The organism is Mesorhizobium sp. ORS 3428, assembly GCF_001854785.1.
GTDB lineage: Bacteria > Pseudomonadota > Alphaproteobacteria > Rhizobiales > Rhizobiaceae > Mesorhizobium.
Genome location: NZ_MDFL01000131.1, coordinates 1 through 13,573 on the forward strand (window position 1 = coordinate 1; position 13,573 = coordinate 13,573).

Genomic DNA, 13,573 nt, shown 5'->3' on the forward strand with positions numbered 1-13,573 from the left:
GTCCGACGGCAAGCGCACCACGGCTTCGCAAGGAAACGCCGCAGCGACCTGAAGCTGCGCCATGATGCTGCGCAGATCGTTCGGGCTGTGCTCGCCGTCGATCAGCAGCCAGCCCGCCCCGGAGCCTGCTACGACCTCGGTGGTGAGCGCGGAGGCCAGCGAGCACCAGATGCCGATATGAGCCCGGCCGGCCTGAACGGCCGTCTTCAGCGAATTGATGCGCTCTTGCATTTTGCGATCGGCCTCCATAGAAACGGCGGGATTGAAATTTGTATGATGTCCTATATCATATGATTTTATGGAGCCGCAAGACCGATCTGCGGCCAAAGTCGCTCAAAGGAGTTGCGCATGAGAATTGGCTTCATCGGGCTTGGTGTCATGGGCGCGCCGATGGCTCGGCATCTCGCCGATGCCGGGCATGAGATCGTCACAGTTCTGAACCGTTCCCCTCTTCCAACGGATCTGAAAGCAACGGTCGTCGCCTCCCCCGCCGAGCTGGCGCGGATGTCCGAGATCGTCATCACTATGCTGCCCGACACGCCCGACGTGGAACGCGTCCTGCTCGGGCAGAACGGCGTTCTGGAAGGGCTGTCAGCCGGCAAGCTGGTGATCGACATGAGCTCGATTAGCCCGATCGCCACGGCCGAGCTCGCTGCAAAGATCAGGGAAGCAGGCGCCGGCTATCTCGATGCGCCGGTCTCCGGCGGCGAGGTCGGCGCCAAGGCGGCGAGCCTGACCATCATGGTCGGCGGGCCGGCAGCCGAGTTCGAGCGGGCGCTGCCTATCTTCGAAAAGCTCGGCAGAAACATCACGCTGATCGGTGAGCAGAACGGCGCCGGCCAGACCTGCAAGATAGCCAACCAGATCATCGTCGCTCTCAACATCGAGGCCGTCGCCGAGGCGCTGGTCTTTGCCGGCAAGGCCGGTTGCGACCCGGCCAGGGTGCGCAGCGCCCTGATGGGGGGCTTTGCTTCCTCGCGTGTGCTGGAGGTCCATGGCGAGCGCATGATCGCCCGCAGCTTCGCGCCCGGGTTCCGTATCCGGCTGCACCAGAAGGATCTCAATCTCGCGCTCGAAAGCGCCCGCGCGCTCGGCGTGGCACTGCCGAGCACAGCGATGGCGCAGCAATTGATGAACGCCTGTTCGGGGCGACCGGACGGCGCGGAAGCCGACCACTCGTCCCTCGTTCGAGCTCTCGAAGTCCTGAGCGACCATGAATTGTCAAAGGAAAGGAATTGAACCGATGCGCGGAACCGGCAAAGYCGATGTCTTCGTGATGCTTGCCCATCCTGTGGGYCATGCGAAGAGCCCTGGCATCTTCAACGAGATCTTCGAGCAGAAAGGGCTCGACAGCCTGATGGTGCCGTTGAGCTGCCGCCCGGAGGACTTCGACACCTTCTGGGCCGGCATCACCGCGGCGGAGAACATCCGGGGCGTCATCATCTCGGTGCCGTACAAAGTGCCGGTCTACCACAAATGCGCGGCCGCTCATGACCGCGCGGCACGCGTGCAGAGCGCGAATTCCGTGCGCCGGCAGGCTGACGGCAGCTGGTATGCCGACAATTTCGACGGCGTCGGCTTCATCGACGGATTGAAGGCGGGCGGGCACCAGATCGCCGGCAAGCGTATCCTCCAGGTCGGCGCCGGCGGCGCGGGCGCCTCGCTGACCTACTGCCTCGCCGAAGAAGGCGCGGCGGAAATCCGTTTGACCGATATCGACAGGGAACGCGCGCAAAAMCTCGCTGCGCTGGTCAATGAGGCTTTTCCAAACTGCCGCATCGAGGTGGGAGAGCCCGATCCATCCGGCATGGACATGGCGATCAACGCCACGCCGTCCGGGCTGAAGGCCGGCGATCCATTGCCGATGGACGTGAGCAAGCTGACGCCGCAGATGACGATCGTCGACATCATCATGGAGCCGGCCGAGACGCCGCTGCTCAAGGCGGCGAAGGCGATCGGCTGCCGCATCCAGYCGGGCCGGCCGATGATGGATTTCCAGGTCGAGGCCATGGCCGCATTCTTCGACATCGAACGGAAGGACCGCCGCAATGGCTGACGTATCGACCGCCGTCGTCATCGGCGGCACGTCCGGCATCGGCCGCGCGATCGCCGAGCGCTTCGCCGAGGATGGATATCACGTGGTCGTCGCCGGCCGAGACGCCGTTCGCGGCAAGCAAGCGGCGAGCGCGTGCGAGAGCATAGGCGCGCCACGCGCGCTCTTCGTCCAGACGGATATCGGCGATCCCGCCTCGGTAGAAGCGCTGGCGCAGGCCGTCGGCGATGCCTTCGGCACGCCGCATGTCGTGGTCAATTGCGCCGGCATCCTGCAGAGCGGCAAGCATGTGCTCGACCAGGACCTCTCCGAAGACGAGCAGATGTGGCGCATCAACTATCGCGGCACGCTGCTTGGCTGTCAGGTATTTGGGCGGCTGATGTCGGCTGCCGGACGCGGCGCGATCCTCAATGTCGGGTCGCTCGCCTCTTTCGCGCCGCTGTCGCTTCCTGCCTACACGCCCGGCAAGCATGCGGTGCTGGCCCTCACCCAGATCCTGGCCGCGGAGCTCGGCCCGCATGGGGTTCGCGTCAACGCCGTGGCGCCCGGCTACACGCTGTCGGACGGACTGAAGGCGAAGATCGCCAAGGGCGAACGCAACCCGGAAGCGATCCAGGCGACCACCGCGCTGCGCCGCTTCGTCGAGCCACGCGATGTCGCCGAGGCCGCCCTGTTCCTCTGCTCGGACCGCGCGGCCTCGATCACCGGCGTCACGCTTCCCGTCGATGCCGGCTGGCTCGTCCAGGCGCCTTACGCGCAATATTTGCAAGGCAACCCCATCCAGCAGACGCCGGCAATCTGACAAGGAAGAATCCAATGGGCGATATCCAGCGCTTCGACTTCGACACCCGCATCCATCACGGCGTCATCCACAACGGCACGCTCTACCTCACCGGCCAGGTCGCGAGGCCAGGCCAGTCCGCAGCTGACCAGATGCGCGAGGTGCTCGGCAAGATCGATGCGCTGCTCGCCAAGGCCGGCACCGACAGGACCCGCATCCTCCACGTCCAGATGTGGCTGGACGACGTGCGGGACTTCGACGAGGTCAACACCGTCTGGGACGCCTGGATGCCGAAGGAGCACGCGCCGGCGCGCTCCTCCGGCGAAGGCCGGATGGCCAAGCCCGGCATGCTGGTCGAACTCATCGTCACCGCTGCGGTTTGAATGGTCTTGCCGGTTCGGGCATCATCCCGAATCTGAACTTGAACGAAAGGACGCAAATGACGAAGCGCAAGCCGCTTTCCACCGTGGTGGCGGAGAGCCTGGCCGAAAAGATCCGCTCCGGTGAATTGCAGCCCGGGGCGCAATTGCCGACCGAGGCGGAGCTTTGCGCTGAATACGACGTCAGCCGCACCGTCGTGCGCGAGGCGGTGGCGCGGCTGCGCTCGGAGGGTATGGTGGTGCCGCAGCAGGGACGCGGCATGTTCGTCAGCGAAACGCCGACCCTACGCAATTTTTCGATCCCCGACGAGGCGCTGCGCACCCTGCCGGAGACCATCGCTTTGCTCGAACTGAGGTTGAGCGTCGAGGTGGAATCCGCCGGGCTCTGCGCCGAGCGCCGCACCGACAAGGAAGCGCGCGACATCCGGTCCATGATGAATGAGATCGACGCGCAGCARGCGGACCCAGCCGCCGTCCAGATCCACTACGACTATGACTTCCACCTCGCGATCGCCAAGRCGGCGCGCAACGAGTTCATCCACGGCTTCCTCGCCTATCTCGGGCCGATGATYGTGCCGCGTTTCCAGCTCGGCTATGTGGTCGAGCCGGCGCTCAAGGACAGTTACTACGCGCGCATCCACAGCGAGCACAAAGCCATCGTCGACGCCATCGAAAGGCAGGACGGCGGCAAGGCCCGGCAGGCCATGCGCAAGCATCTGCAAAATAGCCTGGGTCGCGTGCGCGCGCTGGCGAGAGCCTCCGGCGTCGAGGCGACGGACGCGAAGCAGAAGGCCGCCCGCTCTCTGTTCAAAGACATGAAGACGCCTGCCTCTCCGGGAGCATGACTCTCTAATGGCAACGATTGCGGGTGATGGACCGCCTGAATTGCGAAAGCAATTTTTGAYTGCCCCGCCCCGACAGCTGAGAGGGGGCACCTTCGCCCGGTTCTCACCGATTGCTGCTCCTCCTAGCAGCGCGTGCGATGAACGATTTCAAGCCACCGAGTAGTTTGTGAAAGTTGATCTTTCCTGTTTGCTGTTTTTTCTTGGTTTTGCCGGATTGGCAAAAGTCACACACTAGGTCAGGTAATTGGGGAAGCCCTACGTGACGACAGCCTTCATCACAGGTGCGACGAGCGGCATAGGGCGCGCCATGACGGTCGCCTTGAGCGATGCCGGTTACGAAGTCTATGCGGTCGGTCGCAGCAAGGCGGCGCTTAAAGAATTGCAGGCCGAACGCCCCGGCATCGTGCCGATCGCCGTCGATATCACTGACCGCGAGGCGCTGGAATCRGTCCTGGCCGATCTCACCATCGACGTCTTGATCAACAATGCCGGTATCATGCCGCCGCTCGGCAATTTCGCCGACATGAAGATCGCCGACATCGACACCACGCTGGAGGTGAACCTCAGCGCCGCGATCCTGCTCACCCGTCTCGTCGCGCCGCAGATGCGCGAGCGGCAGTCGGGGCACATATTGTTCACCGGCTCCGTCGCCGGCCACGCGGCCTTCTCCAACATCGCCGTCTACGCGGCCACCAAGGCTGCGATCTCCGGCTTTGCCGGCGCGCTGCGCGCCGACCTCTCCCCGTCCGGCATACGCGTCACCGAGATCGTCGCCGGCCGTGTCGAGACGCAGCTCTACAAGGACATTCTCGACACCAAGGCGCGCGAAGCCATGTACGCCAGCAAGGTGGTTCAGCCGGACGACGTGGCCAAAATGGTCGTCGGCGTGCTCGCGCTCCCGGCATGGGCCGACGTCACCCGTTTCGACATCATGCCGACCTGGCCGACTTCGCCGAGCGGCACCAAGTAAGGAAAACAGGATGAAAGACCTTTCCGTTCTGATCGTTGGCGGCGGCGCCGGCCTCGGCGCGCTTCTGGCCCGCATGGCCGTGGAGGCCGGAGCGGCAAAGATCGGCATCATCGACATCAACCAGGAGGCCGCGGAGGCCGCGCTCGATCCGGCAAAGGCGAAAGGCCTGCCGACGGCGGCGGCGACTTGCGACATCCAGGTCGGCCCGCAATGCCACGCCGCCTTCGACGCCATCGTCGCCAGGCTCGGGCGCGTCGATACGCTGATCAACTGCGCCGCGATCTATCCGCGCCGTCCGCTGCTCGAAATCACCGACGCCGAGTGGGACGCCTCCAACGGCATCAACATCAAGGGCACCTACCACATGATGGTGGCGGCGGTTCGCCACATGCAACGCCAAGAGCCGAAAGCCCAAGTGCGCGGCCGCATCGTCAACCTGACCTCCGTCGACGCCTTCAAGGCGCATCCGCAGAACGCGCATTACGCGGCGACCAAGGCCGCCGTCGTCAGCCTGACGCGTTCCTTTGCCCATTACGTCGCCAAGGACGGCATCCTGGTGAACTCGGTGGCGCCCGCCGGCATGGCCACCGAGAAGGCCAAGGCGCTCGGCTTCCTCGAGGAACTGGCCAAGGCAAGCCCRCTCGGCCGTGGCGCCGAGCCGACGGAAATCGCCGAATGGGTGCTCATGACCGGTGGGCCGAAGAACACCTACATGACCGGCGAAAACGTCATCGTTTCAGGCGGTTACATCTACGCCTGAACCAATTTTGTCAGCCGGACGCAGCTGACATCCAGCAGTGCATGACCGACGGAGTCTCGAACCAAAGGAGGCGGAATTCACCATGACCGGCAAGCTTCGCCTTCCTTCGCTCAATGCGCTTCGCGTCTTCCACGCCGTCGCGCAGCACAAGAGCTTCCGACAGGCGGCGGATGAGCTCTTAGTGACGCCGCAGGCGGTCGGCCAGCAGATCAAGCTCCTGGAAGACACGCTCCAGGTGACGCTGTTCGAACGCAAGGGCCGCTCGATCGAGCTGACCGAGTCGGCAATCGTGCTTTCGCATTACGTCAAGGCCGGCTTCGACGAGTTTTCCGAAGGCGTTCGCCGCGTCACCAAGTCGAACTACAGGGATCGCATCAATCTCAATGCGAGCCCATACTTTGCCACGCATTATCTGCTGCCGAGGCTTTCGCTGTTCCGCGAGATCCTGCCGGGCGCCGACCTGCGTCTGACGACGATGGTCGACCTGCCCGACTTCGGCCCCGACGACATCGATATGACGGTGCAGTGGGGCTACGGCAGCTGGCCGGACTACGAGACCACTCTGCTGGTGCCRGATCCGAAGATCATCTGCTGYACCCCGGCGATCGGCGAGAAGATCAAGTCGGCGCAGGACCTGACGCGGTTCACCTTACTGGACACGGTCAAGTCCAAGCGGCTGTGGCCGGACATATTGCGCCACCTTGCCGTCGAGAAGGCCGAGGGCGACCGCAGCATCGGCTTCGACGACGCGGCGACCATGCGCCGTGCAACGCTCCAGGGCATCGGCGTGGGCTTGGTCTCCGTCATCGACGCCGAGGAGGACTTCAGGTCGGGCGCGCTGGTCGCGCCGCTCGGCCGCGACGCTCTTTCGGACATGAAGCCGGAAGAAGTCCCCGGCTTCTACCTCGTCATGCCGCGCGGGCATCTGCGCGTGAAGGCGGTGGCGGCCCTGCATCGCTGGCTCGTCCAGCAGGATTGGGGAAGCGACCTCAAGCTCTTGCCGAAACCGATCCCGCTTACCGACTAGGAGCGGCTTCGCGACCGGGGTTCAAGACGCGCGTCTCGGACCTCCAAAAACAAGAACAATGCTAAACCTCAACAGTGGAGACGACCGACATGAAAATGATCAAATGGGGGGCCGCTGCCATGGCCCTGGGCCTCGTTCATCTGGCAGCACCTGCTGAAGCCGCCGGCGGCAAGACGCTGGAGACCGTGAAGGCGCGCGGCGTGCTTAACTGCACCGGCCATGACGGCTCCTATCTCGGCTTCGCCGAGGTGGACAACAAAGGCAACTGGAAGGGGATGGACATCGACCTCTGCAAGGCGGTGGCGACCGCCGTGTTCGGCGACCCGGCGAAGCTGAAGATCGTACCGATCAGCTGGGCGCAGCGCTGGCCGTCGCTCCAGTCGGGCGACGTCGACATCATCATCAAGGCGTCCGGCGGCACGCTCAGCCGCGACACCGAGCTCRGCCTGCAATTCTCGATGTCCTATTATCTCGGCACGACCAAGGTGATGGCGCATAAGGAGCTCAACCTGAAGTCGCTCAAGGACGCCAATGGCGGCACTATCTGCATTCCCGCCGGCACCTCGCAGGAGCAGCAGGTCGCCGCCTACGCCCAGAAGCTCGGCATCAAGCTCGAGCCGGTGCTGATCGAGAAGACGGAAGAGCTCGAGCAGGCCTACTTCTCCGGCCGCTGCGATCTCTACGCGCAGTGGGGACCGGTGCTTGCCATCGCTCGCGCGGCAAAGGGCAAGGTCGAGGACCATGTGATCCTGCCCGACGTTTTGGCGGTCGAGCCCGAAGTCATGATCATGCGCCAGGGCGACGACAATTGGGTCGACATCGCCAACTGGACGCTCAGCACCCTGATCTTCGCCGAGCAGGAAGRCATCACCTCCAAGAACGTCGATGAGATCAAGGCCAAGCCGACCTCGCCGCAGGTGGCGAAATTCCTCGGYGTGACGCCCGGCATGGGCAAGGGTCTCGGGCTCCCTGACGACTGGGCCTACAACGTGATCAAGAAGGTCGGCAATTACGGCGAGATCTTCGAGCGCGATCTCGGCAAGGACTCGCCCTACAAGATGGATCGCGAGCTCACCAACCTCTGGAACAATGGCGGCGTCCTGTTCCCGCTGGTGATCGACTGATCCGCTTCTAAAATATCCGCTGTAAGTTCCGCCTGGGTATCGCCGGGCGGAACCGGCGGAAATTGGGGAGACTGGCGTATGGTCAGCCTGCTGAGAAATCAGAAGGTCCGCAACACGCTGTTGCAGGTCCTTTTCGTTGGCTCACTTGCCGCGATGATCCTTGCCTGCGTGATGATCGCCAGGCGCAACCTCGCCGAGCAAGGCATCACCTCCGGCTTCGACTTCCTGTTCAAGTCGACGGGCTGGGACGTGAACTTCTCGCTGCTGCCGGCCAACGCCAACGATCCCTACTGGTGGTTCTTCCTGATCGGCATCATCAACACGCTGTTCCTCGGAACCACCGGCCTTGTCCTGGCRACGATCGTCGGCACAATCGTCGGCCTGGCGCGAACCTCGTCCAACGAGCTCGCGCGGCTCCTCGGCCGCACCTWTGTCGACATCTTCCGCAACATCCCGCTGATCCTGCAGGTCTTCTTCTGGTATGCGGTCATCACGCATCTGCCGACGCCGCGCGCCGCGCATGAGGCTTTCGGCATGCTGCTGACCAGCCGTGGTCTCTACGTGCCGGTCCCCAATGTCGGCGGAGCGGCGCTGGCCGCAGCGATGCTTGCCGTTATCGCGGCCGTCGCCCTGCCGGTCTGGTTGGGCCGGACCTCGCGTCTAAGCCAACCACTCGGGGAGCGGCTCGGCATTCAGCTCACCGCGGCGGCGACCGCACTGGCCAGCGGCGCCGTCATCCTGGCGCTCGGTCGCTCACCGGGYGTGCCGATACTCGATTTCCCCTCCTTGCAGGGTCTCAATCTCAAGGGAGGACTGCGTATCCCGCCCGAATTCTCCGCGCTGGCGGTCGCCATAGCCATCTATGGCGGCTCCTACATCGCCGAGATCGTACGCGGCGGCTTCAAGGCGGTCGGCAAAGGCCAGATGGAAGCGGCCCAGTCGCTGGGCTTGAGTCCCTGGCGCGTCTTCACCCTGGTCAGGCTGCCCCTGGCGCTACGCGCCATGCTGCCGATCCTCGCCAACCAATATGTCTGGCTGATGAAGGCAACCACAATGGGCATTGCAGTGGGCTTCACCGATTTCTTCATGATCGTCGCGCTGACCATCAACCACTCGGGCCAGACGCTCGAGGTGATCGGCATCCTGATGGCCGGCTTCCTCGCCATCAATCTCAGCCTGGCAGCCGTCTTCAACCGCATCAACAGAGCCATTGCGCTCAAGGGCAATCAACTGAGGGGGTAAGACATGGAGATGGTCGTTGTCGCTCCCCCTGCCCCGGGCAGGGTCGAAGACCTGAAGCGCCGCTTCTTCGCGACGCCGCTTCAGGCGCTGCTGTCGCTGATCTCCCTGGCGATCATGGTTTTTGTCGTCTGGAAGCTGCTCAACTGGGCGATATTCTCGGCCGTCTTCACCACGACCGGCGGACCTGAGGCCTGCCAGGCGGCGGCCGGCGCCTGCTGGTCGGTCATCGCGGCCAGGTGGCGCATCATCCTGTTCGGCCTCTATCCCTTCGAGGAGCAGTGGCGCTCGGCGCTCGCCTGCGTGGCCGTTGTGGTCATGACGGTGCTGAGCTGCATTCCAGCCTTCTGGACTGGCCGTCGCATCGCGCTCGTCTGGGGAACCGGGGCCGCCCTCTATTACGTGCTGATGAAGGGCGGCGTRCTCGGTCTTCCCTTTGTCGGTGAGGAAGCCTGGGGCGGGCTGGYGCTCACCCTCTTCATCTTCGTCACCACCTGCCTGATCGGCTTCCCGCWGGCGATCTGCCTGGCGCTGTTGCGTCGGTCCGAGCTGCCCTGGATATCCAGGACCACCGGCCTCATCATCGACGGGGTTCGCTCCCTGCCGCTGATCTCGATCCTCTTCACATTTGCCGTCGTGCTGCCCTTCGCGCTGCCGCAATGGCTGCAGGGCGACAAACTCTACAGGGTCATCCTCGGCTCGGCCCTGTTCTTCTCGGCCTATCAGGCCGAGATCGTCAGGGGCGGCATGCAGGGCGTTCCGAAGGGACAGGAAGAAGCCGCCATGGCTCTCGGCATGAGCTACTGGCAGCGCATTGGCCGCATCCTCCTGCCGCAGGCCATGCGCAACGCTCTGCCGGCGACGATCAACCAGTTCGTCATCTCGTTCAAGGAAACCTCGCTGGTGGTCATCGTCGGCTTCTTCGAAATCCTAGCTTCCGGCAACGCCGCCTACGGCACCGGTGAATGGCGCTTCGCCTATGTCGAGGTCTATGCCTTCATCGCGCTGATCTATTTCGTTTTCGTCTTCAGCCTGTCCCGCTACGGCGCCTTCCTCGAGCGCCGCATGTCGGTCGGCGAGCGATAAGTGAGGTCGCAAGTGAATTCGACGCAATCATCCGGACCAGCKGTTCGCATCGAAAACCTCGACAAATACTACGGCTCGTTCCACGCGCTGCGGAAGATAAACCTTTCCGTGAAGCGGGGCGAAAGGATCGTCGTCTGCGGTCCCTCCGGTTCGGGCAAGTCGACCATGATCCGCTGCATCAACCGGCTCGAGCAGCACAATGGCGGCCGCATTACCGTGCTCGGCACCGAACTCAACGACGACGTCGGCAACATCGACGAGATCAGGCGCGAAGTCGRCATGGTGTTCCAGCACTTCAATCTGTTTCCGCACATGACGGTGCTGGAGAACTGCATGATCGCACCGATGATCGTGCGCAAGCGGCCGCGCGCGGAAGCCGAAACGACCGCCCGGCGCTATCTGGAGAAGGTCCGCATTCCCGAACAGGCGATGAAGTTTCCCGGCCAGCTCTCCGGCGGCCAGCAGCAGCGGGTCGCGATTGCTCGCGCCCTTTGCATGCAGCCGCAGATCATGCTGTTCGACGAGCCGACCTCGGCGCTCGATCCGGAGATGATAGCGGAGGTGCTGGACGTCATGGTGAGACTCGCTTCCGAAGGCATGACGATGATCTGCGTGACCCACGAAATGGGCTTCGCCCGCCGCGTCGCCGACCGGGTCATCTTCATGGATGCCGGCGAGATCGTCGAGGAGGCGCCGCCGGAGGAGTTCTTCACCTCTTGCCGCAATGAGCGCACGCGGCAGTTCCTGTCGCAGGTCCTTGGTCATTGAGCCGGACGGCACGCCTGTCCATGCGCGGCGCTTCGAGYCCCGCAGGTATCCCGATGGCTGAGCCCATTAGCGCATTGCCGGCAATTCTCGGACCGAAAGGCTGGCTTTCGGGCACCGATGCCGAGCCTTACCAACGCGACTGGCTGAACCGCTATGGCGTCGCGCCTTTGGGCGTTGCCCGACCGGCGAACACGGCTGAGGTGGCGGCGGTCGTCAAGGCATGCCGGCAGGCAGGATTGGCAGTCGTGCCGCAAGGCGGCAACACCGGCTTGTGCGGCGGGGCCGTCGCCGAGCAGTCCGACGCGGTGATCGTCTCGCTGTCGCGCATGACGGCGATCGGCGAGCCGTATCCGGAGAGCGGCTCGATCGCCGTTGAGGCAGGCGTCGTGCTCGCCGCGCTRCACGAGGCGCTGGAGCCGCATGGGCTTATGTTTCCGATGCATCTGGGGGCCGAAGGCAGCGCCAGGATCGGCGGCCTGATCGGCACCAACGCCGGCGGCAGCCATGCGTTCCGGTACGRCATGATGCAGGACCTGGTCCTCGGCCTCGAGGTCGTCATGGCGGACGGCACGGTGTGGGACGGAATGCGCTCGGTGCAGAAGGACAATGCCGGCTATCAGCTGCGCAAGCTGTTCTGCGGTGCCGAAGGCACGCTCGGCATCGTGACGCGGGCAATCCTCAGGCTCCATCCCACGCCAAAGCAGCAGGCGAGCGCGCTGCTGGTGATGTCCGACTTCGCCGCCGCCGTGTCGTTCGGCACCTATCTGCGCGCGGAGGCCGGGGAGTTCCTTGCCGGGCTCGAATTCTTCTCCGATGTCGGGCTGACGCTGGCGCTCAAGCATCTACCTGATCTCGCCTACCAGCTGGAGACACGAGGCGACGTCTACCTGCTCGTCGAACTGGCATCGGGCTCGTCCCGGGTTCCTTTGGACGAAATCCTGAATTCGGCGCTGGAATGGGGCATGGAACAGGGTCTGGTCGTCGACGGCACGCTGGCCAATTCGGGCGCGCAGCGGGCGCAGTTCTGGCGCCTGCGCGAGGAACAGCCGGAGGGACAGCGCCTCGAAGGCGAGCAGCTCAAGCACGACATCTCCGTGCCCCCGGGCGCGATCGCGCGCTTCATCGAAGCCGGCGCGAAACTATGCCACGACATCCTGCCCGGGGTGCGAATCAACCCGTTCGGGCATCTCGGCGACGGCAACATTCACTACAATCTGTCGCCGCCCGAAGGCACCGCCGATTTTTATGGCAAGGCCGGGGCGTTCGCCGAGGCGCTGGCAACGCTAGCGACCGAAATGGGCGGCAGCTTTGCGGCCGAGCACGGGCTTGGCCGAGCCAAGATCACCATGGCCGACCGCAATCGCGGCACGGTAGAGCGAGAACTTATGGCGCAACTGAAGTGCGCGTTCGATCCGCTGGGCACGATGAATCCCGGCGTTCTGGTGCGAGAGACACGTTCGGTCGATCCGCGATGAATTGAAGAGGGAGCAAAAAGGCCAAACCGGATGAATCTCGAACGCTTGCTCAGGTTCGTGAGGGCCTGCCATCGGCAGTCGCACTCAGTCAATTGGGAATCCAAGACGCATTGATCCGCAAAGGAGAACTTTCGAATGTACCCGCATTTCTTGATTTTGCACTGAGCCGCCTGGGTGCAGGTTAAGTCCGAAGGCGGGGACGAGAGTTCTGCCTTGCTTAAGAGGATGTCGAAGTATGGTCCGCAATGGCGGTCGCCTTCTTGTCGAGTGCCTGATCGCCTTGGGCGCGACCAAGAGCTTCGGCGTACCCGGCGAAAGTTATCTGGCGGTTCTCGACGCGCTGCACGACACCCACGGCAGACTGGACTATGTGCTCTGCCGCAATGAAGGCGGCGCGGCGTTCATGGCTTCCGCCTACGGCAAGCTGACGGGCACGCCCGGCATCTGCTTCGTCACCCGCGGCCCGGGCGTGACCAATGCCAGCATCGGCGTCCATACCGCCATGCAGGACTCCTCTCCGATGATCCTGTTCGTCGGCCAGGTCGGGACCGACATGAAGGGGCGCGAGGCATTCCAGGAGATCGACTACCGGGCAGTGTACGGAACCGTCGCAAAATGGGCGGTCGAGATCGACGACGTTGAGCGGCTTCCCGAGATCGTGGCGCGGGCCTGGACCACCGCCTTGACCGGCCGGCCGGGCCCAGTCGTCGTCGCGCTGCCGGAAGACATGTTGACCGCGGCGACGGAAGCCGTGCCGCTGAGCGGTCCCGCAGCGATTTTCGAAGCCGCGCCGGCGCAGGAGGCGACTGCTGCTGCGCTCAAGATGTTGGCCGCGGCCGAGAGGCCGGTCCTGCTCATGGGCGGCGCCAACTGGACGGCGGACGGACGCGCCGCGCTCAAGGCCTTCGCCGAAGCCTCCGACATCCCGGTCGTCGCCGCCTTCCGTTATCAGGACCAGTTCGACAACCATTCGCCGGTCTTCGTCGGTGAGGCCGGCGTCGGCATGGTGCCGCATGTGAAGAACCTGATCCGCGACGCGGACGTGATCCTTGCCGTCAATGTCCG

Annotated in this window: 15 protein-coding genes; 14 read left to right on the forward strand and 1 reads right to left on the reverse strand. The window is 64.1% G+C overall.

From position 1 onward, the window contains the following. A partial coding sequence (locus ORS3428_RS22280; protein ID WP_244508064.1) for an aldolase/citrate lyase family protein occupies nucleotides 1–231 on the reverse strand: 231 nt, incomplete at its 3' end. A gap of 117 nt (nucleotides 232–348) precedes the next feature. Here ORS3428_RS22280 and ORS3428_RS22285 point away from each other — a divergent pair. The 14 genes from ORS3428_RS22285 to ORS3428_RS22350 all read left to right on the forward strand — a co-directional run. Next, entirely contained in the window at nucleotides 349–1,239 is an 891-nt protein-coding gene (locus ORS3428_RS22285) for a 2-hydroxy-3-oxopropionate reductase (RefSeq protein ID WP_071100458.1), read from the forward strand. A gap of 4 nt (nucleotides 1,240–1,243) precedes the next feature. Beyond that, nucleotides 1,244–2,056: a shikimate dehydrogenase family protein gene (locus ORS3428_RS22290; RefSeq protein WP_071100461.1), complete on the forward strand. Its 813-nt coding sequence runs from the start codon at nucleotides 1,244–1,246 to the stop codon at nucleotides 2,054–2,056. After that, nucleotides 2,049–2,855: an SDR family NAD(P)-dependent oxidoreductase gene (locus tag ORS3428_RS22295; protein ID WP_071100462.1), complete on the forward strand. Its 807-nt coding sequence runs from the start codon at nucleotides 2,049–2,051 to the stop codon at nucleotides 2,853–2,855. The genes ORS3428_RS22290 and ORS3428_RS22295 overlap by 8 nt, the downstream gene beginning before the upstream one ends. 14 nt (nucleotides 2,856–2,869) lie before the next feature. Continuing rightward, nucleotides 2,870–3,217 carry a RidA family protein gene (locus ORS3428_RS22300; protein ID WP_071100463.1) on the forward strand — a complete coding sequence of 116 codons (348 nt, stop codon included), beginning with the start codon at nucleotides 2,870–2,872 and terminating at the stop codon, nucleotides 3,215–3,217. A 56-nt stretch (nucleotides 3,218–3,273) separates the two neighbouring features. Next, the gene (locus ORS3428_RS22305) at nucleotides 3,274–4,059 is read left to right on the forward strand and encodes a FadR/GntR family transcriptional regulator (protein WP_071100469.1); all 786 of its coding nucleotides are present in this window, start codon (nucleotides 3,274–3,276) and stop codon (nucleotides 4,057–4,059) included. Nucleotides 4,060–4,318: 259 nt separating this feature from the next. Next, nucleotides 4,319–5,029 (forward strand): SDR family oxidoreductase, encoded by a 711-nt coding sequence (locus ORS3428_RS22310; protein ID WP_071100470.1) that lies wholly within the window; start codon nucleotides 4,319–4,321, stop codon nucleotides 5,027–5,029. 10 nt (nucleotides 5,030–5,039) lie between these two features. Then, entirely contained in the window at nucleotides 5,040–5,789 is a 750-nt protein-coding gene (locus ORS3428_RS22315; RefSeq protein ID WP_071100464.1) for an SDR family NAD(P)-dependent oxidoreductase, read from the forward strand. Nucleotides 5,790–5,871: 82 nt separating this feature from the next. After that, the gene (locus ORS3428_RS22320) at nucleotides 5,872–6,816 is read left to right on the forward strand and encodes a LysR substrate-binding domain-containing protein (protein WP_071100465.1); all 945 of its coding nucleotides are present in this window, start codon (nucleotides 5,872–5,874) and stop codon (nucleotides 6,814–6,816) included. Nucleotides 6,817–6,905: 89 nt separating this feature from the next. Beyond that, the gene (locus tag ORS3428_RS22325) at nucleotides 6,906–7,940 is read left to right on the forward strand and encodes an amino acid ABC transporter substrate-binding protein (RefSeq protein WP_071100471.1); all 1,035 of its coding nucleotides are present in this window, start codon (nucleotides 6,906–6,908) and stop codon (nucleotides 7,938–7,940) included. Between the two features lie 78 nt (nucleotides 7,941–8,018). Further along, complete coding sequence (locus tag ORS3428_RS22330) at nucleotides 8,019–9,182, forward strand: ABC transporter permease subunit (protein ID WP_083355257.1); 1,164 nt, start codon at nucleotides 8,019–8,021, stop codon at nucleotides 9,180–9,182. A 3-nt stretch (nucleotides 9,183–9,185) separates the two neighbouring features. Continuing rightward, entirely contained in the window at nucleotides 9,186–10,265 is a 1,080-nt protein-coding gene (locus ORS3428_RS22335; RefSeq protein ID WP_071100466.1) for an amino acid ABC transporter permease, read from the forward strand. 12 nt (nucleotides 10,266–10,277) lie between these two features. Continuing rightward, complete coding sequence (locus tag ORS3428_RS22340; protein ID WP_108723132.1) at nucleotides 10,278–11,033, forward strand: amino acid ABC transporter ATP-binding protein; 756 nt, start codon at nucleotides 10,278–10,280, stop codon at nucleotides 11,031–11,033. 53 nt (nucleotides 11,034–11,086) lie between these two features. Continuing rightward, complete coding sequence (locus tag ORS3428_RS22345; RefSeq protein WP_071100468.1) at nucleotides 11,087–12,508, forward strand: FAD-binding oxidoreductase; 1,422 nt, start codon at nucleotides 11,087–11,089, stop codon at nucleotides 12,506–12,508. A 235-nt stretch (nucleotides 12,509–12,743) separates the two neighbouring features. After that, the coding region (locus ORS3428_RS22350) for a thiamine pyrophosphate-binding protein (RefSeq protein ID WP_244508065.1) at nucleotides 12,744–13,573 on the forward strand (830 nt) is incomplete at its 3' end.